The organism is Stutzerimonas sp. VN223-3 (assembly GCF_045999685.1).
In the GTDB taxonomy this organism is placed as follows: Bacteria; Pseudomonadota; Gammaproteobacteria; order Pseudomonadales; family Pseudomonadaceae; genus Stutzerimonas; species Stutzerimonas stutzeri_AR.
Window position 1 is genome coordinate 1,076,008 of the sequence record NZ_RBEC01000002.1, and the last position, 20,688, is coordinate 1,096,695.

At 60.2% G+C, this 20,688-nt stretch carries 14 protein-coding genes; 10 read left to right on the forward strand and 4 right to left on the reverse strand.

Features of this window, described 5'->3' with window-relative positions; all coding sequences use genetic code 11:
• The first annotated feature begins 9 nt into the window (after positions 1-9).
• From bioF to D7241_RS13665, 9 genes are all read left to right on the forward strand, one after another.
• Positions 10-1,191 carry an 8-amino-7-oxononanoate synthase gene (gene bioF, locus D7241_RS13625; RefSeq protein ID WP_408101959.1) on the forward strand — a complete coding sequence of 394 codons (1,182 nt, stop codon included), beginning with the start codon at positions 10-12 and terminating at the stop codon, positions 1,189-1,191.
• Complete coding sequence (locus D7241_RS13630) at positions 1,184-1,906, forward strand: alpha/beta fold hydrolase (protein WP_408101960.1); 723 nt, start codon at positions 1,184-1,186, stop codon at positions 1,904-1,906. Before bioF ends, D7241_RS13630 begins: the two co-directional genes overlap by 8 nt.
• Positions 1,903-2,727: a malonyl-ACP O-methyltransferase BioC gene (gene bioC / locus D7241_RS13635; protein ID WP_408101961.1), complete on the forward strand. Its 825-nt coding sequence runs from the start codon at positions 1,903-1,905 to the stop codon at positions 2,725-2,727. The genes D7241_RS13630 and bioC overlap by 4 nt, the downstream gene beginning before the upstream one ends.
• A complete protein-coding gene (gene bioD, locus D7241_RS13640; protein WP_408101962.1) occupies positions 2,724-3,410 on the forward strand; it encodes a dethiobiotin synthase in 687 nt (228 codons plus the stop codon). The genes bioC and bioD overlap by 4 nt, the downstream gene beginning before the upstream one ends.
• A 141-nt stretch (positions 3,411-3,551) precedes the next feature.
• Positions 3,552-3,809, forward strand: a complete 258-nt coding sequence (locus D7241_RS13645; protein WP_255977643.1) for a hypothetical protein — start codon at positions 3,552-3,554, stop codon at positions 3,807-3,809.
• Positions 3,810-4,144: 335 nt separating this feature from the next.
• Positions 4,145-5,950: a phenylacyl-CoA dehydrogenase gene (locus tag D7241_RS13650; RefSeq protein WP_408101963.1), complete on the forward strand. Its 1,806-nt coding sequence runs from the start codon at positions 4,145-4,147 to the stop codon at positions 5,948-5,950.
• Positions 5,951-6,100: 150 nt separating this feature from the next.
• Complete coding sequence (locus D7241_RS13655; protein WP_408101964.1) at positions 6,101-7,402, forward strand: diguanylate cyclase; 1,302 nt, start codon at positions 6,101-6,103, stop codon at positions 7,400-7,402.
• 109 nt (positions 7,403-7,511) lie between these two features.
• A complete protein-coding gene (locus D7241_RS13660; RefSeq protein WP_408101965.1) occupies positions 7,512-9,305 on the forward strand; it encodes an acyl-CoA dehydrogenase C-terminal domain-containing protein in 1,794 nt (597 codons plus the stop codon).
• A 231-nt stretch (positions 9,306-9,536) separates the two neighbouring features.
• Entirely contained in the window at positions 9,537-11,312 is a 1,776-nt protein-coding gene (locus D7241_RS13665) for an acyl-CoA dehydrogenase C-terminal domain-containing protein (protein WP_408101966.1), read from the forward strand.
• Positions 11,313-11,715: 403 nt separating this feature from the next.
• Here the strand turns inward: D7241_RS13665 and msrA are convergent, their stop codons facing one another.
• Both msrA and D7241_RS13675 read right to left on the reverse strand, forming a co-directional pair.
• On the reverse strand, positions 11,716-12,363 hold the full coding sequence (gene msrA / locus D7241_RS13670) for a peptide-methionine (S)-S-oxide reductase MsrA (RefSeq protein ID WP_408101967.1): 648 nt from the start codon (positions 12,361-12,363) through the stop codon (positions 11,716-11,718).
• Positions 12,364-12,464: 101 nt separating this feature from the next.
• Entirely contained in the window at positions 12,465-15,140 is a 2,676-nt protein-coding gene (locus D7241_RS13675) for a bifunctional diguanylate cyclase/phosphodiesterase (protein ID WP_255977631.1), read from the reverse strand.
• A gap of 109 nt (positions 15,141-15,249) precedes the next feature.
• On the opposite strand from D7241_RS13675, the gene D7241_RS13680 reads away from it, so the two are divergent.
• Positions 15,250-15,777 (forward strand): hypothetical protein, encoded by a 528-nt coding sequence (locus D7241_RS13680; RefSeq protein WP_255977629.1) that lies wholly within the window; start codon positions 15,250-15,252, stop codon positions 15,775-15,777.
• 193 nt (positions 15,778-15,970) lie between these two features.
• Here D7241_RS13680 and aceF read toward each other — a convergent pair whose 3' ends face one another.
• Both aceF and aceE read right to left on the reverse strand, forming a co-directional pair.
• Complete coding sequence (aceF, locus tag D7241_RS13685) at positions 15,971-17,974, reverse strand: dihydrolipoyllysine-residue acetyltransferase (RefSeq protein WP_408101968.1); 2,004 nt, start codon at positions 17,972-17,974, stop codon at positions 15,971-15,973.
• Positions 17,975-18,001: 27 nt separating this feature from the next.
• The gene (gene aceE / locus D7241_RS13690; RefSeq protein WP_408101969.1) at positions 18,002-20,647 is read right to left on the reverse strand and encodes a pyruvate dehydrogenase (acetyl-transferring), homodimeric type; all 2,646 of its coding nucleotides are present in this window, start codon (positions 20,645-20,647) and stop codon (positions 18,002-18,004) included.
• Between the last annotated feature and the right edge of the window lie 41 nt (positions 20,648-20,688).

Below are 20,688 nucleotides of genomic sequence, written 5' to 3' on the forward strand. Positions count from 1 at the left end.
TACTGAATTTTGCCTTTCGATCTCGCTTCCCGTCTCGCCGAGCGCCGCGCTGCACATCTCTACCGTCAACGTCCGTTGCTGGAAACCCCGCAGCAGCCGGAGGTGACGGTCGATGGCGAGCCGCTGCTGGCGTTCTGTTCCAATGATTATCTCGGCCTTGCCTCTCATCCAGAGGTGATCCGCGCCATGCAGAAGGGTGCCGAGCGTTGGGGCGTGGGCGGTGGTGCTTCGCATCTGGTGATGGGTCATAGCACGCCGCATCATCAGCTCGAAGAGGCCTTGGCCGAATTCACCGGTCGCCCCCGGGCATTGCTGTTCTCCACGGGCTATATGGCCAATCTGGCTGCGGTGACCGCCTTGGTAGGGCAGGGCGATACGGTGCTCGAAGATCGCATCAATCATGCCTCGCTACTCGACGCCGGCCTGCTCAGCGGTGCGCGTTTCTCCCGCTATCTACACAACGATGCAGACAGCCTGGCCAAGCGCCTGGATAAGGCGACCGGCAACACTCTGGTGGTCACCGACGGCGTGTTCAGCATGGACGGCGATCTGGCTGATCTGCCAGCCCTCTGCGCCACCGCGAAAACCCGCAACGCCTGGGTAATGGTGGACGATGCCCATGGCTTCGGCCCGCTGGGCAAAACCGGTGGCGGCATCGCTGAGCATTTCGGGCTGGGCATGAATGACGTGCCGGTACTGGTCGGCACGCTCGGCAAGGCTTTCGGCACTGCTGGGGCTTTCGTCGCCGGTAGCGAGGAGCTGATCGAAACGTTGATCCAGTTCGCGCGTCCCTATATCTACACCACCAGCCAGCCGCCGGCGGTTGCCTGCGCAACACTCAAAAGCCTTGAGCTGTTGCGCAGCGAAAGCTGGCGTCGTGAGCATCTGAGTCGGCTGATTTCACGCTTCCGCCAAGGCGCTGCCGAAATCGGGCTGACCCTGATGGACAGCCCGACGCCGATCCAGCCGATTCTGGTCGGCAGCAGCGAGCGCGCCCTCAAACTCTCCGCTGGGTTGCGCGAGCGTGGGATTCTGGTTGGCGCCATCCGTCCGCCAACGGTGCCGGCCGGCAGTGCCAGGCTGCGCGTCACTTTCAGTGCGTCGCATAGCGAAGAGCAGGTTGAACGACTGCTCGATATCCTGGCCGAATGCTGGAATCGATTGGCCGAGGAGCCTGAAGCGGATGCGTAATCAGCTGATTTTGCTACCCGGATGGGCATTCGGCCCGGCGGCGTTGCAGCCGTTGTGCGACGCCTTGACCGAACTGGCGCCGACGCTCGACGTCGTCATCGAGCCCTTGCCGCAAACGGCCGCGGCGGACGCCTGGCTCGATGAGCTTGGCCAGCGCCTGGCACATGACAGCTGGCTGGCCGGCTGGTCGCTGGGTGGCATGTTGGCGACCCAACTGGCGGCGCGGCGTATCGATACCTGCCGTGGGCTGATTACCATCGCCAGCAATCCCTGTTTCCGTGCCCGCCCGCAGTGGCCTGAGGCCATGGCTACGGACATTTTCGATGCATTTCATGAGGCGTTCCAGCTCGATCCCGAGGAAACCCTGAAGCGCTTCCGCTCGCTCTGTAGCCGTGGTGGCTTTGATCCGCGAACCCTTGCGCGGCAGCTACAGGTCAGTCAATCGCAATTGCCCCCCGAAGTATTGGATGCGGGCCTGCAACTGCTGGCGCAATTGGATGGACGCGGTGCGTTGCACGGCTATTTCGGGCCGCAGCTGCACATTTTTGCGGAACGGGATGCGTTGGTGCCAGTCGCTGCTGCCGCCGCGCTGCGCACCTGGATGCCCGGTGTCACAACCGAAGTAATGAACGATGCCAGCCATGCCTTGCCGCTGGAGCGCGCCGACGACGTCGCTGCTGCGATGGTAGCTTTCATGAATGGAACCGGCGCATGAGCGATCCGGCCACTCTAATTCCGGCAAGCGTCGAGTCGGGGCTGCCCGACAAGCGCCAGGTCGCCGCTTCATTCTCCCGTGCGGCCGCCAGCTATGACGCCGTGGCTGAATTGCAGCGGGCGGTTGGCAACGCGTTGATCGAGCGACTACCCACTGGGCTGCAGCCATCGTGCTGGCTCGACCTGGGCAGCGGCACTGGCTACTTCTCCCGGACGCTGGCGAGCCGCTTCCCGGCCAGTGAGGGCCTCGCGCTGGATATAGCCGAAGGCATGTTGCGATACGCGCGGCCGCTGGGCGGTGCCGCTGCTTTCGTGGCCGGTGACGCTGAATATCTACCGCTACGCGGCGAGTCGGTGGGATTGATCTTTTCCAGCCTGGCATTGCAGTGGTGCGAAGACTTTGCCGCGGTGCTGCGCGAGGCGGCGCGCGTGCTGCATCCTGGCGGGGTCTTCGCCTTCAGCAGCTTGTGCAGCGGCACGCTGCAGGAGCTGCGCGACAGCTGGCAGGCGGTGGATGGCTTCGCCCACGTCAATCGTTTCCGCTCCTTCGAGACGTATCAGCAGCTCTGCGCATCCAGTGGCTTGGGCCTGGTTGGTTTGGATGTGCAGCCGCAGGTGCTGCATTTCCCCGAACTGCGTCAGCTGACCGGTGAACTCAAAGCGCTGGGTGCGCACAATCTCAACCCCGGCCGTCCCGGAGGGCTCACCGGTCGGGCGCGGATCCGCGCATTGATCGATGCCTATGAGCGTTTCCGCACGCCCAGCGGGTTGCCGGCGACCTATCAGGTGGTTTACGGCGTGTTGCGCAAGGAATCTTCATGACTGCTGCTTTTTTCGTGACCGGCACCGATACCGAAGGCGGCAAGACCACCATTGCGGCCGGCCTGTTGCATGCGGCTCGTCTGGCGGGGCTCAGCACGGCTGCGGCGAAACCGGTGGCGTCGGGCTGTGAAGTGACGGCTGAAGGGCTGCGCAATGGCGATGCGTTGGCGCTGCTCGGCGAATGCACGCTGCCGATGCGCTACGAGGAGGTCAATCCGTTCGCTTTCGAACCGGCCATCGCACCGCATCTGGCAGCGCGGGAGGCAGGTATCGATCTGAGCGTCGTGCACCTGGCCGAACCTGTCCGGCAGATGCTGGCACTGCAGGCGGACTTCTCGCTGGTCGAGGGGGCGGGAGGTTGGCGCGTGCCGTTGGCCGGTCGCGAGAATCTTTCCGATCTCGCTGTGCAGTTAGGCCTACCGGTCATCCTGGTGGTTGGGGTGCGCCTTGGTTGCATTAATCATGCGGTGCTCAGTGCGGAAGCCATTGAGCGCGACGGGCTGCGCCTAGCGGGTTGGGTCGCCAATATCGTCGAGCCTGAAACGTCACGGCTGGAGGAAAACCTTGCGACACTTGCCGAGCGTCTAGCGGCGCCTTGTCTTGGGCGGGTGCCGCGTCTTGCAGCGGCGGGACCCAGCGAGGTGGCGCCATATCTCGATCTTCGGCCGCTTGAGGCACAGTGAGTGCTGCTTGTGCCCGCGTAGGCTCACTGTCCGTCATGCCATGTTTGGTAATGAAATACGGGTGGTTATAGCGATGTGGAACTGGCGCCAGAAGGATGGCTCTGCTTCAATGATGGCTACCTGATTGCGCGGAGTAGCACCATGCAGATCAATAACAGCCTCCTCTCTGCCGGCCTTGGCGCCTACCAGGCCGGGCAGCAGCGTATCGACCAGGCCGGCGCCGAAATCGCTGGACAAACATTGCCGGCAGCCGGCAACTCCCAAGCGTTGGCCGATACGGTCGAGCTCACCGAGCAGCTCGTGCAAATGAAGGTCGGCGAGCACGAAGCCAAGGCTGGTGCGCGCATGCTGCAAACCGCCGATGAAGTGCTCGGCACTCTGGTCAACACCAAAGCCTGACGGCAGCCGGCCTGCGCGGCCGGCTTTATCTCGCCCCATCTGCGGGCACGAATATTCAAAGTCTGTTCTCGTTTCTCTGCGAGCCGCGTTGCTGCGCGTCCCCAAGACAGGGTCCGCTCCCGGCGAGCTTGCTTTCACTTCATCAGGCCTTACCTGTATCCGATGCGGCGCCGACGAATGGCGTCATGGTCCCTGCTTGACATCGCTCAGGGCTAAACGTATGTTTCAAACACTTGTTTGATCTGTCGTGCAACTCCTCGGCAGTCACAACCCAAATCACGCGTGACTGTCGACCGGTCACCTGAACCAAAGAACCCACCGCTGAGGTTTACGCTATGCCTGACTACAAGGCCCCCTTGCGCGATATCCGCTTCGTACGTGACGAATTGCTCGGCTACGAGGCGCATTATCAGAACCTTCCGGGTTGTGAAGATGCCACTCCGGATATGGTCAATGCCATCCTCGACGAGGGCGCAAAGTTCTGTGAGCAGGTGATTGCCCCCCTCAACCGCGTAGGTGACATCGAGGGTTGTACCTGGAGCGAAAGCGGTGTGAAAACGCCGACCGGCTTCAAGGAGGCCTACCAGCAGTTCGTCGAAGGCGGCTGGCCGAGCTTGGCGCATGACGTCGAGCACGGCGGCCAGGGTCTGCCGGAGTCGCTGGGCATGGCCATCAGCGAAATGGTTGGTGAAGCCAATTGGTCCTGGGGCATGTACCCCGGCCTGTCCCATGGTGCGATGAATACCCTGCACGAGCACGGCACGCCCGAGCAGCAGGAGACCTACCTGACCAAGCTGGTCTCCGGCGAGTGGACCGGCACCATGTGCCTGACCGAGCCACATTGCGGCACCGACCTGGGCATGTTGCGCACCAAGGCCGAGCCTCAGGCCGATGGCAGCTACAAGGTTTCCGGCACCAAGATCTTCATTTCCGCTGGCGAACACGACATGGCCGGCAACATTGTCCATATCGTTCTGGCTCGCCTGCCCGATGCGCCACAAGGCACCAAGGGTATTTCGCTGTTCATCGTGCCAAAGTTCCTACCGAACGCCGAAGGCGGTGTGGGCGAGCGCAACGGCGTGTCCTGCGGCTCGCTCGAGCACAAGATGGGCATCCACGGCAATGCTACCTGCGTGATGAACTTCGATGCTGCCACTGGCTTCCTGATCGGCCCGCCGAACAAGGGCCTGAACTGCATGTTCACCTTCATGAACACGGCGCGTCTGGGTACCGCCCTGCAGGGCCTGGCCCATGCTGAGATCGGCTTCCAGGGCGGCATTAAGTATGCGCGTGAGCGTCTGCAGATGCGCTCGTTGACGGGCCCCAAGGCGCCGGAGAAGGCTGCTGACCCGATCATCGTGCATCCGGACGTGCGCCGCATGCTGCTAACCATGAAGGCGTTCGCCGAAGGCAACCGCGCGATGCTCTACTTCGCCGCCAAGCAGGTCGACATCGTTCAGCGCAGCCAGGACGAAGAGCAGCGCAAGGCCGCTGATGCGATGCTTGCTTTCCTCACCCCGATCGCCAAGGCGTTCATGACCGAAGTTGGTTTCGAGTCTGCCAACCACGGCGTTCAGATCTACGGTGGCCACGGCTTCATCGCCGAATGGGGCATGGAGCAGAACGTCCGCGACAGCCGCATCTCCTGCCTGTACGAAGGCACTACCGGCATCCAGGCGCTCGACCTGCTGGGTCGCAAGGTGCTGATGACCCAGGGCGAAGCGCTGAAGGGTTTCACCAAAGTCATTCACAAGTTCTGCCAAGCTAACGAGGGCAATGAGTCGGTCAAGCAGTTCGTCGAGCCGCTTGCCAGGATGAACAAGGAGTGGGGCGACTTGACCATGAAGGTCGGTATGGCCGCGATGAAGAACCGCGAAGAAGTCGGTGCCGCTTCGGTGGATTACCTAATGTATTGCGGTTACGCCTGCCTGGCCTATTTCTGGGCCGACATGGCGCGTCTGGCGTCCGAAAAGATCGCAGCCGGCGAAGATGCCGACGGCTTCTATACCGCCAAGGTGCAGACCGCGCGCTTCTATTTCCAGCGCATTCTGCCGCGCACCCGCACTCATATCGAAGCCATGCTGTCCGGCGCCGACAACCTGATGGACATGGACGAGGCTCACTTCGAGCTGGCCTACTGAGGCTCCGCGATATAAAGGAACCGCTGCCCCGGCAGCGGTTTTTTTCGTTTCGGTAATCCTACCGCACCCGATGTTGCTATCTGGTTGGGTGATTGCCTGATCGAATACAGGCACAATGCCTGCTTTCCACGATCAATCGTCGGAGCCTTTGTGCCTCGTCTGGATGTCGCGCGCTTCAGCCATTTCTATGCCCCGCTGGCATTGCTGGTCGGCGGGCTAGTGACTGCGCGGCAACCGAGCCTCAACGAATTCTTCACGTCATTGTTCAACGTGCTGCCCACCGTCCTGCTGTTGCTTGGCGGTGCGTTCTGCATCGCCTATGCACGGGTTCGTGAGACCTGCCTGCTGCTGGTGGTCTATATCGTCTATTTTCTGTTGGATACCCAGGCGGACCATTATCGTGCCAGTGGGGCTTTGCTGCCTGAGGCGGCACTGACCTTTCATCTTTGCAGCCTGCTGCTGCCGCTGCTTTACGGCCTGTACGGGTTGTGGCAGGAACGGACACATCTGCTACAGGACGGCCTGGCGCGAATTGCTGTCCTGTTTGCCGTGGCTGCGGTTGCACTGGCTTTGACGCGGCGTTTTCCTGACACGATGCACGACTGGCTGGTAGAAATTCGTTGGCCGTCGCTGCAGTCGGACTGGCTGCAACTGATACAGCTCGCCTATCCAGTGTTTCTGCTGGCGCTGGTGGGATTGCTGGTGCAATACCTGCGGCGACCGCGGCCTGTTCACGCTGCCCAGTTCGTCGCCTTGGTCGGATTGTTGCTGATGCTGCCGCAAGTATTCAGCCAACCGGGCGCGCTCAATGTCATGAGCAGTCTGATGATGTTGATACTGGTACTGGCCATCGCCCAGGAGGCTTACCAGATGGCATTCCGTGACGAACTGACAGGTTTGCCTGGGCGCCGGGCCCTGAACGAGCGCCTGCAGCGGCTGGGCCGGCAATATGTCATTGCCATGGCGGACGTGGATCGCTTCAAGGCGTTCAATGATACCCACGGCCACGATGTAGGCGATCAGGTACTGCGGCTGGTGGCGAGCCGGCTGCGCAAGGTCGGCGGCGGCGGGCGGGCGTACCGTTACGGCGGGGAAGAGTTTGCGTTGGTATTCCCCGGCCGCGACCTGCAGCATTGCCTGCCGCATCTAGAAGCCGTACGGCAGGCAGTGGAAAACTATCCGCTGCAGCTGCGCGACAAGGTCAGTAGACCGAAGGCGACCGAACAGGGTCGCCAGCGCCGCGGTGGCGGTGCCGCCGAGTCGGTTTCGGTGACCATCAGCATTGGTGTTGCCGAGCGGCTGGCCACACAGCGCAGCCCGGATGAAGTCATCAAGGCCGCGGATCAGGCGCTCTACAATGCCAAGGGGGCAGGGCGTAACTGCGTACGTGCCCATGGCGAAAACCGCCGAGGTGCCGTGCGCACAGCGAAACAGCGCGCGGCCGACGCGTAGCGGTTATGACGACGCATTCATCGCCCGCAATGTGATTGTTGAATCGGATGATCTACCAGTAGCGTGCCGGAGATAAAACCACGCACCGCGCCGTCTTCTGGAGAACAATATGCCCGCCTACAAGGCACCCCTGCGCGACATGCGCTTTCTGATCGATGAAGTGTTCGATTTCCACAGTAGCTATGCCGCTAACGGGGCGGAGGACGCCACGCCGGACATGGTCAACGCCATTCTCGAGGAAGGCGCCAGGTTCTGTGAGCAGGTACTTGCACCGCTCAATCGCAGCGGTGACGAGGAGGGCTGTCATTTCGACAACGGTGTGGTGACCACGCCCAAGGGCTTCAAGGAAGCCTTTGCCCAGTACGCAGAAGGCGGCTGGATGGGGCTGGCTTCGGCCCCCCAATTTGGCGGCCAGGGCCTGCCGCATTCGCTGGGGCTGGTCATCGGTGAAATGATCGGCTCGGCCAATACCTCGTTCGGCATGTATCCCGGACTAACCCACGGCGCGATGGCCGCGATTGCTGCCCATGGTACCGACGAGCAGAAGCAGACCTATCTGAGCCGCATGACGGAGGGCCGCTGGACTGGCACCATGTGCCTGACCGAATCCCATTGCGGCACGGATCTGGGCATCATCAAGACCCGCGCGGTTCCCCAGGCTGACGGCAGCTATGCGATCAGCGGCACCAAGATATTTATCTCGGCAGGCGAGCACGATATGAGCGAGAACATCGTGCATCTAGTGCTTGCCAAGCTGCCCGATGCGCTAGCCGGTACCAAGGGGATCTCACTGTTCATCGTGCCGAAGTGCTTGCCGAACGGCGACGGCGAAGCGGGCGAGCGTAACGGCGTCGTTTGTGGCTCTATCGAACACAAGATGGGCATCAAGGCCTCGGCCACGTGCGTGATCAACTTCGATGGCGCTACCGGCTTTCTCATCGGCGAGCCGAACAAGGGGCTGAACTGCATGTTCACCATGATGAATCATGCGCGCCTGGGCACCGGCATGCAGGGTTTGTGCAACGGCGAGGCGAGTTTCCAGGGCGCGATCCTGTACGCCAACGAGCGCCTTCAAATGCGTGCCCTGACCGGGGCGAAATTCCCGGAAAAGCCGGCAGACCCGATCATCGTGCATCCCGATGTGCGCCGCATGCTACTGACCATGAAGGCATTCAACGAGGGCAACCGGGCGCTCGCCTATTTCACCGCGCAGTTGCTCGATCAGCTGCACAGCCCGGAAGAAGACAAGCGCAAGGAGGCTGAAGGTCTACTCGCCTTCCTCACGCCGATCTGCAAAGCCTTCATGACCGACACCGGACTGGAGGTGACTAACCTCGGCATGCAGGTATTTGGTGGCCACGGCTATATCCGTGAATGGGGCATGGAGCAGCTGATGCGCGACTGCCGCATCGCGCCGATTTACGAGGGCACCAACGGCATCCAGGCACTGGATCTGCTGGGGCGCAAGGTGCTCGGCAGCCAAGGCAAGCTGATGCTTGGTTTTACCAAGTTGGTGCATAAATTTTGCGAAGCCAATGCGCAGCATCCTCAGCTGCAGACCTACGTGGCGCAGCTGGCGGGGCTCAACCACAAGCTGGGCGAAATCACCACTCGAATCGGAATGGCCGCGATGAAGAACCCGGACGAAGTGGGCGCGGCGTCTGTGGATTATCTGATGTACTGCGGCTATCTGATCCTCGGCTATTTCTGGCTGCGCATGGCGGTGGTGGCCCAGGGCAAGCTGGACGCAGCGGACGGTGATACGGCGTTCTATCAATCGAAGCTGACCACCGCCGAATTCTACTTTGCCCGACTGTTGCCACGCACAGCCGCGCATAAGGCCGCAATTGAGGCGGGAAGCTCGAGCCTGATGAAGTTGTCGGCGGACCAGTTCGCCTTCTAGTCCGTTCGCTCTGTTTGAGCCCGCCATGTGCGGGCTTTTTTATATCTTGTTGGCGGCTCGGCAAATCGCATTCTGAGAGTTTGAATGCGAAGCTAATGCTGACTTCGCGGTCATGGTGAGAATTAATTGGTCAGATTGGGACGCTTCGGCCAATGGTTGGTCTTCAGTTAGACTCGCCGAACTGCTGCGGCCAAACCGGCCGGTGATGAGTTTTCTGCGAGGTCCTTTTCCATGGCTGACTACAAAGCGCCGCTGCGTGATATGCGTTTCATCCTGAATGAAGTCTTCGATGCACCAGCGCTTTGGCAGACGTTGCCTGCACTGGCCGAGGTCGTCGACGCAGAAACCGCCGATGCCATTCTTGCGGAAGCGGGTAAGATCACCGCCAACACCATCGCACCGCTCAATCGCAGCGGTGACGAAGAGGGATGCCACTGGACCGAAGGCGCGGTCAGTACACCTGCTGGCTATCCAGAGGCTTATCGTCTATATGCCGAAGGTGGCTGGGTGGGTGTCGGTGGCGACCCGGCATACGGCGGCATGGGCATGCCTAAGGCGATCTCGGCTCAGGTCGAAGAGATGATGAACTCCGCAAGCCTGGCGTTCGGTCTCTATCCGATGTTGACGTCCGGCGCTTGCCTCTCGATCTATGCACATGCCAGCGAAGAGCTGAAGCAAAAGTACTTGCCAAATATGTATGGCGGCGTCTGGGCGGGCTCGATGTGCCTGACCGAACCGCATGCGGGCACTGATCTGGGCATCATTCGGACCAAGGCCGAGCCCCAGGCAGATGGTTCCTACAAGATCAGTGGTACCAAGATCTTTATTACTGGGGGTGAGCACGACCTGACCGAGAACATCATCCACTTGGTCCTGGCAAAATTACCGGACGCGCCTGCAGGCTCGCGCGGTATCTCGCTATTCCTGGTGCCCAAGCTGATGGTCGAGGACGGCAGCCTAGATGAGCGCAACAGCCTGAGCTGCGGCTCTATTGAGCACAAGATGGGCATTCAGGCGTCGGCTACCTGTGTGATGAACTTCGATGGTGCCACTGGCTGGATGGTTGGCGAGCCGAACAAGGGCCTGGCGGCGATGTTCACAATGATGAATTACGAGCGCCTGGGCGTTGGCATTCAGGGGCTTTCCACGGGCGAGCGCTCGTACCAGAGCGCCATCGAATACGCGCGCGAGCGTATTCAGAGCCGCGCACCGACCGGCCCGGTCGAGCAGGATAAAGCGGCCGATCCGATTATCGTGCACCCTGATGTTCGCCGTATGCTGCTGACTATGAAAGCGCTGAACGAAGGCGGGCGAGCCTTCTCCAGCTATGTCGCGCTGCAGCTGGACATAGCCAAGTTCAGCGAAGATGGTGAGGCACGGCAGCGTGCGGAAGCGCAGGTGGCGCTGCTGACACCGGTAGCCAAAGCTTTCCTCACGGATATGGGCCTGGAAACAACGCTACACGGGCAACAGATTTTCGGAGGTCACGGCTTTATCCGCGAATGGGGCCAGGAGCAACTGGTGCGCGATTGCCGCATCACTCAAATCTATGAAGGCACCAACGGTATCCAGGCGTTGGATTTGCTGGGTCGCAAAGTGGTGGGCAGCGGCGGCGAGCTTTACAACGTCTTCGCTGACGAGATTCGAAGCTTTTGTGCCGCGGCAGGTTCGGAGCTTTCAGAGTTCGTCGCACCGCTTGAGACCGCCCTAGAGAATCTTGATGAGCTGACGGCGTTCGTACTCGATAGCGCGAAGAACAATCCCAACGAGATCGGCGCCGCCTCGGTGGAATATCTGCATGTGTTCGGCTATACGGCTTACGCCTATATGTGGGCGCGGATGGCGGCTGCTGCGTTGGGCAAGGAAGGTAAGGATGATTTTTACGCCAGCAAACTCGGGACGGCACGCTTCTACTTTGCGCGATTGCTACCACGTATCCACTCGCTGAGCGCATCAGTCAGGGCGGGCAGTGATTCGCTGTACTTGCTCGACGCCGCGCATTTTTAAGTTGATTAATCCGTACAGGCACAATGAAATTAATTAGCCATGTATGGGAACGCTGCGCCACTACACCAGTCATAGCTCTGCACCGTTTGTAGTTAATCACTTACAAGCTTGAGCCAATGGACGGTTCCTTGTAAGCAATTACTTACAGATCGTGGGGCAGATGGCTACTACAGCTGCGTTCGACCGCTCGGTAGTCTTTCGCATTACAGACGCCGCGTATGGAAGCGCACACAAGAATACGGAAGCGTAGAGGAACGACGCCAGGATGGCGCAGGTCACGGATGTCAGGATTCAGTCTGCAAAGGCCCCGCTTCGGCGGGGTTTCTTTTTATTGCCCAAACCATGGTTCGTGGATTGATGTTCCTTTGTGCTGCGTCGCTCATCGCGCGCTCATGAGCGATCGTCAGGCCGGCATGCACACGCCAGTGCCGCCAAGCCCGCAATAACCGCCGGGATTCTTCGCCAAGTACTGCTGATGGTAGGTCTCGGCATAATAGAACAACGGCGCCTCGGCGATTTCCGTCGTAATGTTGCCGAATCCCTGTCTTTCCAGTTCTGCCTGGAAGCGCTCTTCGCTCGCTCGCGCCTGATCTAGCTGAGCAGCATCGAAGCAATAGATCGCCGAGCGGTACTGGGTACCGATATCGTTGCCCTGGCGCATGCCTTGGGTCGGGTTGTGCGCCTCCCAGAACAGCTTCAGGAGCCCGTCGTAAGTTATTTCCTGCGGATCGAACACAACCAATACCGCTTCGGTATGTCCGGTAAGGCCAGAGCAAACTTCTTCATAGGTGGGGTTCGGTGTGTGGCCTCCGGCGTAGCCCACTGCTGTTGTCCAGACGCCAGGCTGTTCCCAGAAACGCCGCTCCGCTCCCCAGAAACACCCCATGGCGAACAGCGCCTGCTGCAGATGAGCTGGGAACGGTGGTTGCAGGGGATTGCCATTGACGAAGTGGGCCGCCGGAACAGGTACCGCCGCGGCGCGACCGGGCAGGGCTTGGCCCGCATCGGGAAGAGCCTGTTTGTGAACGAGAATTTGCGAGCGCAGGGTCATGATGGTCCTCGAGCCTGATAGTCGTAAGGGCTACTGGAAGCCTAGGCTACCAAGAGGCAAAACCAAAGCGCCTTTGCGTAAGCGGTGGGCTGACGAAAGGATCAGCTCCAGTGCGGGTAACGTCGGAGCGAATTGACCAGCAGGTTGCTGGGGATGGGCTTGTCGAACAGATAGCCCTGGCCGATATCGCAGCGCTGATGACGCAGAAAGGTCAGTTGCTCGGTTGTCTCGATGCCTTCTGCTACAACCTTCAGGCGGAGGTTGCGAGCCATGGCGATCACAGCCGAGGTGATTTCGATATCGTCCTGGTTGCCCGGAATGTCCTTGATGAAGCTCCGGTCGATCTTGATCACGTCGATGGGGAATTTCTTCAGATAACTCAGCGACGAATAGCCAGTGCCGAAATCGTCCATCGCCAGCGTCACACCGAGCGCCTTGAGGCCGATCAGCTGTTGACGCGTCTCCTCGGTCGCATCGAGCAGCAGGCTCTCAGTCAGCTCCAATTCCAGAAAGCCTGATGGCAACCGCTCTTCGAAAAGAATCGCGGCGATGGATCCGACGAGGTCCGGATCGGAAAACTGCTTGGGCGACAGGTTTATTGCCATTTGCGGTGTGCCGATGCCTAGTGCAGCAAGCTGCATACCCATCCGGCAGGCCTCACGTGCAACCCACTTGCCGATAGGAATGATTAATCCGGTTTCTTCGGCAACGCTGATGAACTGGTCCGGGCATATCATGCCCTTTTCCGGATGATTCCAACGCAGGAGTGCCTCTAGCCCCTGCAATCGGCCGGTGCGCAGGCAGAGCTTTGGCTGATAGAACACTTCGAGCTCGTTCTGCACCAGCGCACGGCGCAGGTTGTTCTCCACGAACAGTTTGTAGTTGGCCTCGGCGTGCAGCGCTTCGGTGAAGACCTGGACCTGATTCTTGCCGTTGGCCTTGGCTTTGTGCAGCGCCTGGCCGGCGTGCTTCATCAGCGTCTCCGGGTCGCGGCCGTGTAGTGGTGCGCAGGCCAAGCCCAGGGACCCGCTTACGCTGATCAGCTGCTTATCGACGAACAGCGGTTTGTCGAGGATGCGCAGCACCTGATTCGCCAAACGCAGGCCTTCTTCGAGGTCCATGTCATCAAGCAGTAGGGCGAATTCATTACTGGCGAAGCGGGCCAACACGCTGTCACGGTTCAAACTGTTACGCAGACGTCGTGCGAGGCTGGTCAGCAACTTGTCGCCGGTCTGATGACCCAGGCTGTCGTTGATGCGCTTGAAATTATCAATATCAACCAGCAACAGGCACAGCTGCGGATCCTTGTTGTGGGCGAAACGCTCTTCGATGCTGCGGATGAAGAACGGGCGATTGCCGAGGTTGGTCAGGTTGTCCGTGTAGGCAAGGCGCTCGATATGCTGCTGCGCCAGCTTGCTGTGCGTTACGTCTTCGTAAATGCCGATGTAATGCGTTAGCTCACCGTTTTCGCCGAACACCTTGGATATCGACAGCTGTCCCCAGTACGGCTCCATGTTCTTGCGCCGACTACGAAACTCGCCCTGCCAGCTGTTGTTCTGCGCCAGGTTGGATGACGTATCGAAAAGAAGATCGCTGAGATTCTCCAGCGTCGTCAATTCGGTGAGGCGACGCCCTCGTACTTCGTCGGCGGAATACTGAGTGATGGCGGTGAAGCTCGGATTGACGTAATCGACCACGCCGTTCCTGTCGACCAGAATGAAGGCGCTCGCGCTCTGCTCGACCGCACGCTGGAACAAGTGCAACGTATGTGTGGCGCTGAGTCTCTGCTGGTTGGCCAACACCTGCGCGTACTGGTCGGCGAGTTCGCCCACGAATGCCACTTCGTCGACATGCCAAGTACGTGCGCAACCGGAATGCTCCAGACAGAGTACGCCGATTACCTCACCGCCGACGCGAATGGTCGCATCCAGGATCGAGGTGATTCCGCGCGGCTTGAAGAAACTATCGGCTAGCTCTTGGGTGCGTGGGTCTTCCAGAACGTTCGACGCGTCAATGGCACGGCCGCTGTGCAGCGCGTCCATGTACCGGGGGCAGGTCGATATGTCCAATGCCGACGGGTATTCGTGGCTATCGTTGTCGCGCCGGTACGCAGCAACGGCTTCCAGCTGGTTGCCGTTCAGGTGCCAGATAGCGGCTCGTGAAATTCCGTAGGCTTCGCTGGCGGCCTGGGTGATCAGCTTGGCTGCTTCAAGCTGGGGGTTGGCCGAGCTGTAGCGGTGCCTGGCTAGGCGTACGATCAAGCTCTGCTGAGCTCGTGAACGAATCAAGTGTTCGAGATGTACGTCTTGGGCTTGCTGATATAAATCCGCTGACGGCTTGAGCATTGAGTCCGGTAATTCCGGTGCCGCGGTTGTTCCAATCGAATACGGTTCGACGACCAGGTAGCCGCGGACCAATTCTCGCCCATACTGCTGACACGTTTCCCCAATCTCCAGCAAATCCAGCGGGCCATCGATCGCGTGCAGGCAATAACGGACAGAATAATGGCCCTGAATGGCCAGTTGCGCCTGGATTACATCGTGCATCTGCAGGCGCACCTGCGGTTCCATCAAGCTGGCATAGGGCGAATCGATCAACGAGCAGAGCTCATGAGCCGGTTGGCCCAGGTATCGTTCACAAACGGGGTCCAGGTAAAGCAATGCCCAGCTGGACTCATTCAAACGCTCGAAACGCAGCATCCCGAGCCTTGAAGGCACTGGCAACTGCGTCACAACCTCGGTCGCCAAACGGCTGGCGGCATCGGTATGTATTTTCATCGAGCGGTTTGCTTCCAGTATGCTGCGTGAATCGCTTCGTTAGCCCAGTTTAGGCGCCTTTGATGGCGAAGCGATGGCTAAATAATATTAATCATGGCAAGGGTGCATCATGCAGCAGGGACTGACAAGTCGGCTTTCGAAGTTACTGTTGATCTCGGTTTTTCTAATTGCCAGCTTGCCGCTGCAAGCTGATGAATCGAACACCTTGGGCTCCGACGAACCGGCGAGATATCTGGCCGAACTCAAGGCGCTTTATCTTACCTCGGATGAGCGAAAAGCCCTGCTTGCCCACAGTAACGCTCTGCTTGAATCCTATGGGCTGCGAGCGGCCTACCAAGTCGGTCAGGCCAATCCGCAGGATCTCGATTATCGCCTGAGCGTGGGTGCGCCCGGTGAACTGCGTATCCGCGAAGAACGGCGCGACGCGCACGGCAATATCGCCGTGCGCAACCGCAGTCTTTCGGTTTTCGGTATGGATCCCTATCTTCAATATCAATGTCCGTCTGATGGCGTCGTCTGCGTCTTCACCAGCCCGACAGACGGTGATCCCTGGTTAACTATTCTGCGCGATCCCGAAGGCGCCGAAGCGCTGGCAAAAGCGTTGTCGTTCCTGTTTAGAAATCTGCAGAAAGGGTAGGCAGGTCTCTCATCTGCAAATAAAAGCGAAAAGCCCCAAGCTTTGAGGCTTGAGGCTTGAGGCTTGAGGCTTGAGGCTTGAGGCTTGAGGCTTGAGGCTTGAGGCTTGAGGCTTGAGGCTTGAGGCTTGAGGCTTGAGGCTTGAGGCTTGAGGTAAATAGCCCTGCCGGATGGCAGGGCTATTTAGCATCAAACTACAGCAGCATCGTGCGGATATCTGCCAGCAGCTCAGACAAACGCTTGGTGAAGCGCGCTGCCGCGGCGCCATTGATAACGCGGTGATCGTAGGACAGCGACAGCGGCAGCATCAGGCGAGGCTGGAAGGCCTTGCCATCCCATACCGGCTGCATGGTTGCCTTGGAAACACCCAGAATCGCCACTTCCGGTGCATTGACGATCGGCGTGAACCCAGTACCGCCAATGTGACCGAGGCTGGAGATGGTGAAGCAGGCACCCTGCATGGCATCTGGCGAAAGCTTCTTGGTGCGCGCCTTTTCGGCGAGCTCCGCCGCTTCGCCTGCAAGCTGCAACAAGCTCTTCTGATCGACGTTCTTGATTACCGGTACCAGCAGGCCGTCCGGCGTATCCACCGCAAAGCCGATGTGCACGTATTTCTTGCGGATGACCGCCTTGCCGCTCGGAGCCAGCGAGGCATTGAACTCCGGCAGTTCCTTGAGCAGGTGTGCACAGGCCTTGAGCAATAGCGGCAGCACGGTCAGCTTGACGCCGGCCTTCTCTGCGACAGCCTTTTGCGAAACGCGGAAAGCTTCCAGCTCAGTGATGTCGGAAGACTCAAACTGGGTGACATGCGGAACATTCAGCCAGCTTCGATGCAGGTTGGCGGCGCCGACTTGCATCAGGCGAGTCATCGGGACTTCCTCGACTTCGCCAAACTTGCTGAAGTCCACCTCCGGGATCGATGGGATGCCCGCGCCGCCGGTAGCACCCGCCGCAGCCGGCGATTGCTTGGCTTTGTTCATCATGCTCTTGACGTAGGCCTGGACATCTTCTTTGAGGATGCGCCCCTTCGGGCCGGTGCCTTGAACGTCAGCCAGTTCGACACCGAACTCGCGTGCAGTCATGCGTACCGCCGGGCCGGCGTGTACCTTGGAGCCAGCCTTGCTTGGACCACTCACTGCCGGAGCTGGAGTGGCGGCCGCCTTGGCTTCTGGTACGCCCTGCTTGTTCGGCGCGACCGCTTGCTGCTGCGGTGCGGCTTCCTGAGGCTTTGCCTCGGCTTTCTTTGCCGGGGCCGCGCCTTTCACCTTCAGCGTCAGGATCAGGTCGCCGGTCTTGGCTTCGTCGCCCACCTTGATCGATAGCGACTCCACGACACCAGCCTTCGGCGCAGGAATCTCCATGCTGGCCTTGTCGGACTCGAGGGTAATCAGCGACTGATCCGCTTCTACGGTGTCGCCAGCCTTGACCATTACCTCGATGACGCTGGCGCTGCCGCTGGAGCCGATATCCGGGATGCGAACTTCTTCCACAGACTCGCCAGCGGGTTCTTCAGCCGCCTGCTCGGTCAGCTTTTCCTCAGGGACGCTCTGCGTCTGGCTTGCCGGTGCGCTGCTGGCCTCTGCCGGCTTGCTTGCTGCCGCGCCCTTGAGAATCAGGATCAGATCGCCGGTACCGAGTTCGTCGCCCACTTTGACCGAGATGCTCTCGACTACGCCAGCCGCGGGAGACGGAATCTCCATGCTGGCCTTGTCCGATTCGAGCGTGATCAGCGCTTGTTCGGCCTCGATGGTGTCGCCGGCCTTGACCGAGATCTCGATGACACTGGCTTTACCGGAAGAACCAATATCCGGAACCTTGATCTCTTGCGATTCGCCTTCATCGGCCGAAGCCGAAGGATTTTCATCGCCCAGAGGGGTCGGTGCTTCAGCTTCATCGGCGGGGCCGCCACTGCTCGCGCCGGCCTGCTCGGCGGCGGCTTGCGCCGGCGCCTCGCTGCTTTGTCCGTCTTCGCTTTCCAACTCGAGCAATTCGTCGCCTTCTTTCAGGCGGTCGCCGAGCTTGACCTTCAGGCTCTTCACCACGCCCGCCTTGGGCGCAGGGATTTCCATGCTGGCCTTGTCGGACTCGAGCGTCAGGATGCTCTGGTCGGCTTCGATACGGTCGCCGACCTTGACGAACAACTCGATTACTTCACCCTCACCGCTGCCGATGTCGGGTACGCGTATGGTTTCACTCACAATAGGTTCTCCTGTGCGCACGCAGCATCAGCAATCCAGCGGATTGCGCTTCTCGGGGTCGATACCGAACTCGGTGATGGCCTTGGCCACGACTTTGCGTTCGATGGCGCCGCGATCGGCGAGTGCCTGCAGCGCGGCGACGGCGACCCAGCGACGGTCGACTTCGAAGAAGTCACGCAGCTTGGCGCGCGAGTCGCTGCGGCCGAAGCCGTCGGTGCCCAGTACCTGATACTCACGGGACGGCACCCACTGACGGATCTGATCGGCGAACAGCTTCATGTAGTCAGTGGAAGCAATGACAGGACCTTCGCGGCCTGCCAGGCACTGCTCGACGTAGCTCTTGCGTGGCTCCTCGGTCGGATGCAAGCGGTTCCAGTGGCCTACCGCCAGGCCATCGCGGCGCAGCTCGTTGAAGCTGGTGACGCTCCAGACGTCGGCGCCCACGCCCATCTTGGCGAGAATCTCCACTGCGGCACGTACTTCGCGCAGGATGGTGCCGGAGCCCAACAGCTGCACACGGTGCTTGAAGTCGCCCTTGGCTTCTTCGAGCAGATACATGCCTTTGATGATGCCATCCTCAACGCCCTGCGGCATCGCTGGCTGCTGGTAGTTCTCGTTCATCACGGTGATGTAGTAGTAGACGTTCTTCTGCTGCTCCATCATCTCGTGCATGCCGTGATGCATGATCACCGCCAGCTCGTAGCCGTAGGTGGGGTCATAGCTGCGGCAGTTGGGGATGGTGCTGGCCAGGATGTGGCTGTGACCGTCCTCGTGCTGCAGGCCTTCACCGTTCAGCGTGGTGCGTCCAGCGGTGCCGCCCAGCAGGAAACCGCGAGTCTGGGCATCGCCAGCGGCCCAGGCCAGGTCACCAATGCGCTGGAAGCCGAACATCGAATAGAAGATGTAGACCGGCAGCATCGGCTGGTTGTAGTTGCTGTAGGCGGTACCCGCGGCCATGAAGGACGAGAATGCGCCGGCCTCGTTAAGGCCTTCCTGCAGAATCTGGCCGTCCTTCTCTTCGCGGTAGTACATCACCTGGTCGCGGTCTACCGGCTCGTACAGCTGCCCTACCGGGGAGTAGATACCCAACTGGCGGAACATGCCTTCCATACCGAAAGTACGCGCTTCGTCGGCAAGGATCGGCACGATGCGCTTGCCCAGGTCCTTGTCCTTAACCAGTTGCGAAAGGATCCGGCCGAAGGCCATGGTCGTGGAAATCTCGCGATCGCCGGAGCCGTCGAGTACGGCTTTGAGTGTTTCCAGCGGCGGTGTCGGGATGCTGAAGCTCTTCGGCCGGCGCTGTGGCAGCGAGCCACCGAGCTTTTCACGGCATTTGCGCAGGTACTTCATCTCCGCGCTGTCTTCGGCCGGACGGTAGAACGGCAGCTCTTCGAGCTGCGAATCGTTGACCGGGATATCGAAGCGATCGCGGAATTTCTTCAGGCTGTCGATATCGACTTTCTTGGTGTTGTGGGCGATGTTCTTCGCCTCACCGGCACCGGTGCCGTAGCCCTTGATGGTCTTGGCAAGGATGACCGTCGGCTGGCCCTTGTGATTGACCGCCTGGTGATAGGCCGCATAAACCTTGTACGGGTCGTGGCCGCCGCGGTTGAGCTTCCAGACTTCCTCGTCGGATAGCTTCTCGACGCGCTTGAGCAGCTCAGGATCGGCACCAAAGAAATGCTTGCGCACGTAGGCGCCGTCTTTGGCCTTGTAGTTCTGGTATTCGCCGTCGATCGCCTCATCCATGCGGCGCTGCATGCGGCCGTCATCGTCGACTGCGAACAGCGGGTCCCACATACGGCCCCAGATGACCTTGTTGACATTCCAGTTGGCGCCTTTGAACACGCCTTCCAGTTCTTGGATGATCTTGCTATTGCCGCGAACCGGGCCGTCCAGACGCTGCAGGTTGCAGTTGATGACGAAGACCAGGTTGTCGAGATTCTCGCGACCGGCGAGCGAGATGGCGCCGAGGGTTTCCGGCTCGTCGCACTCGCCGTCGCCGATGAAGCACCAGACGCGCTGCTTGCCTTTGGGGATGAAGCCGCGGTTTTCCAGGTACTTCATGAAGCGTGCCTGGTAGATCGCGGTGATCGGGCCCAGGCCCATGGAAACGGTCGGGAACTGCCAGAAGTCCGGCATCAGGTGCGGGTGCGGGTAGCTCGAGAGTCCCTGGCCATCGACTTCTTGGCGGAAGTTGAGCATCTGGTCTTCGGTCAGGCGACCTTCAAGGAAGGCGCGCGAGTAGATGCCCGGCGAGGCGTGGCCCTGATAGTAGATCAGGTCGCCGCCGTGCTCCTCGGTAGGTGCCTGGAAAAAGTAGTTGAAACCTATGTCGTATAGCGTCGCGCTGGAGGCGAAGGTGGAGATGTGTCCACCTAGATCCGGGTCCTTCATGTTCGCGCGCATCACCATCGCCAGCGCGTTCCAGCGGACCAGAGAGCGAATGCGGCGCTCCATGAACAGATCGCCGGGCATCTTGGCTTCGCGGGTGACAGGAATGGTGTTGCGGTACGGCGTGGTGATGCCGTAAGGAAGTGGCGTGCCGCTACGGGTGGCCAGTTCCCCCATCCGGGTCATCAGATAGTGGGCGCGGTCTTCACCTTCACGGTCGAGTACTGACTCGAGGGCGTCCAGCCATTCCTGGGTTTCGACGGGATCGAGATCTTGCATGGCTTGCTCCAGGGCGGAAAGGCTTCCAGAATCGGTTGCCT

What these genes read in the sequence shown, in the direction of transcription:
- D7241_RS13630 (WP_408101960.1), top strand. Translation starts at nt 1,184, where the DNA reads ATGCGTAATCAGCTGATTTTGCTACCCGGATGGGCATTCGGCCCGGCG.
- bioC (WP_408101961.1), top strand. Translation starts at nt 1,903, where the DNA reads ATGAGCGATCCGGCCACTCTAATTCCGGCAAGCGTCGAGTCGGGGCTG.
- bioD (WP_408101962.1), top strand. Translation starts at nt 2,724, where the DNA reads ATGACTGCTGCTTTTTTCGTGACCGGCACCGATACCGAAGGCGGCAAG.
- D7241_RS13645 (WP_255977643.1), top strand. Translation starts at nt 3,552, where the DNA reads ATGCAGATCAATAACAGCCTCCTCTCTGCCGGCCTTGGCGCCTACCAG.
- D7241_RS13650 (WP_408101963.1), top strand. Translation starts at nt 4,145, where the DNA reads ATGCCTGACTACAAGGCCCCCTTGCGCGATATCCGCTTCGTACGTGAC.
- D7241_RS13660 (WP_408101965.1), top strand. Translation starts at nt 7,512, where the DNA reads ATGCCCGCCTACAAGGCACCCCTGCGCGACATGCGCTTTCTGATCGAT.
- D7241_RS13665 (WP_408101966.1), top strand. Translation starts at nt 9,537, where the DNA reads ATGGCTGACTACAAAGCGCCGCTGCGTGATATGCGTTTCATCCTGAAT.
- msrA (WP_408101967.1), bottom strand. Translation starts at nt 12,363, where the DNA reads ATGACCCTGCGCTCGCAAATTCTCGTTCACAAACAGGCTCTTCCCGAT.
- D7241_RS13675 (WP_255977631.1), bottom strand. Translation starts at nt 15,140, where the DNA reads ATGAAAATACATACCGATGCCGCCAGCCGTTTGGCGACCGAGGTTGTG.
- D7241_RS13680 (WP_255977629.1), top strand. Translation starts at nt 15,250, where the DNA reads ATGCAGCAGGGACTGACAAGTCGGCTTTCGAAGTTACTGTTGATCTCG.
- aceE (WP_408101969.1), bottom strand. Translation starts at nt 20,647, where the DNA reads ATGCAAGATCTCGATCCCGTCGAAACCCAGGAATGGCTGGACGCCCTC.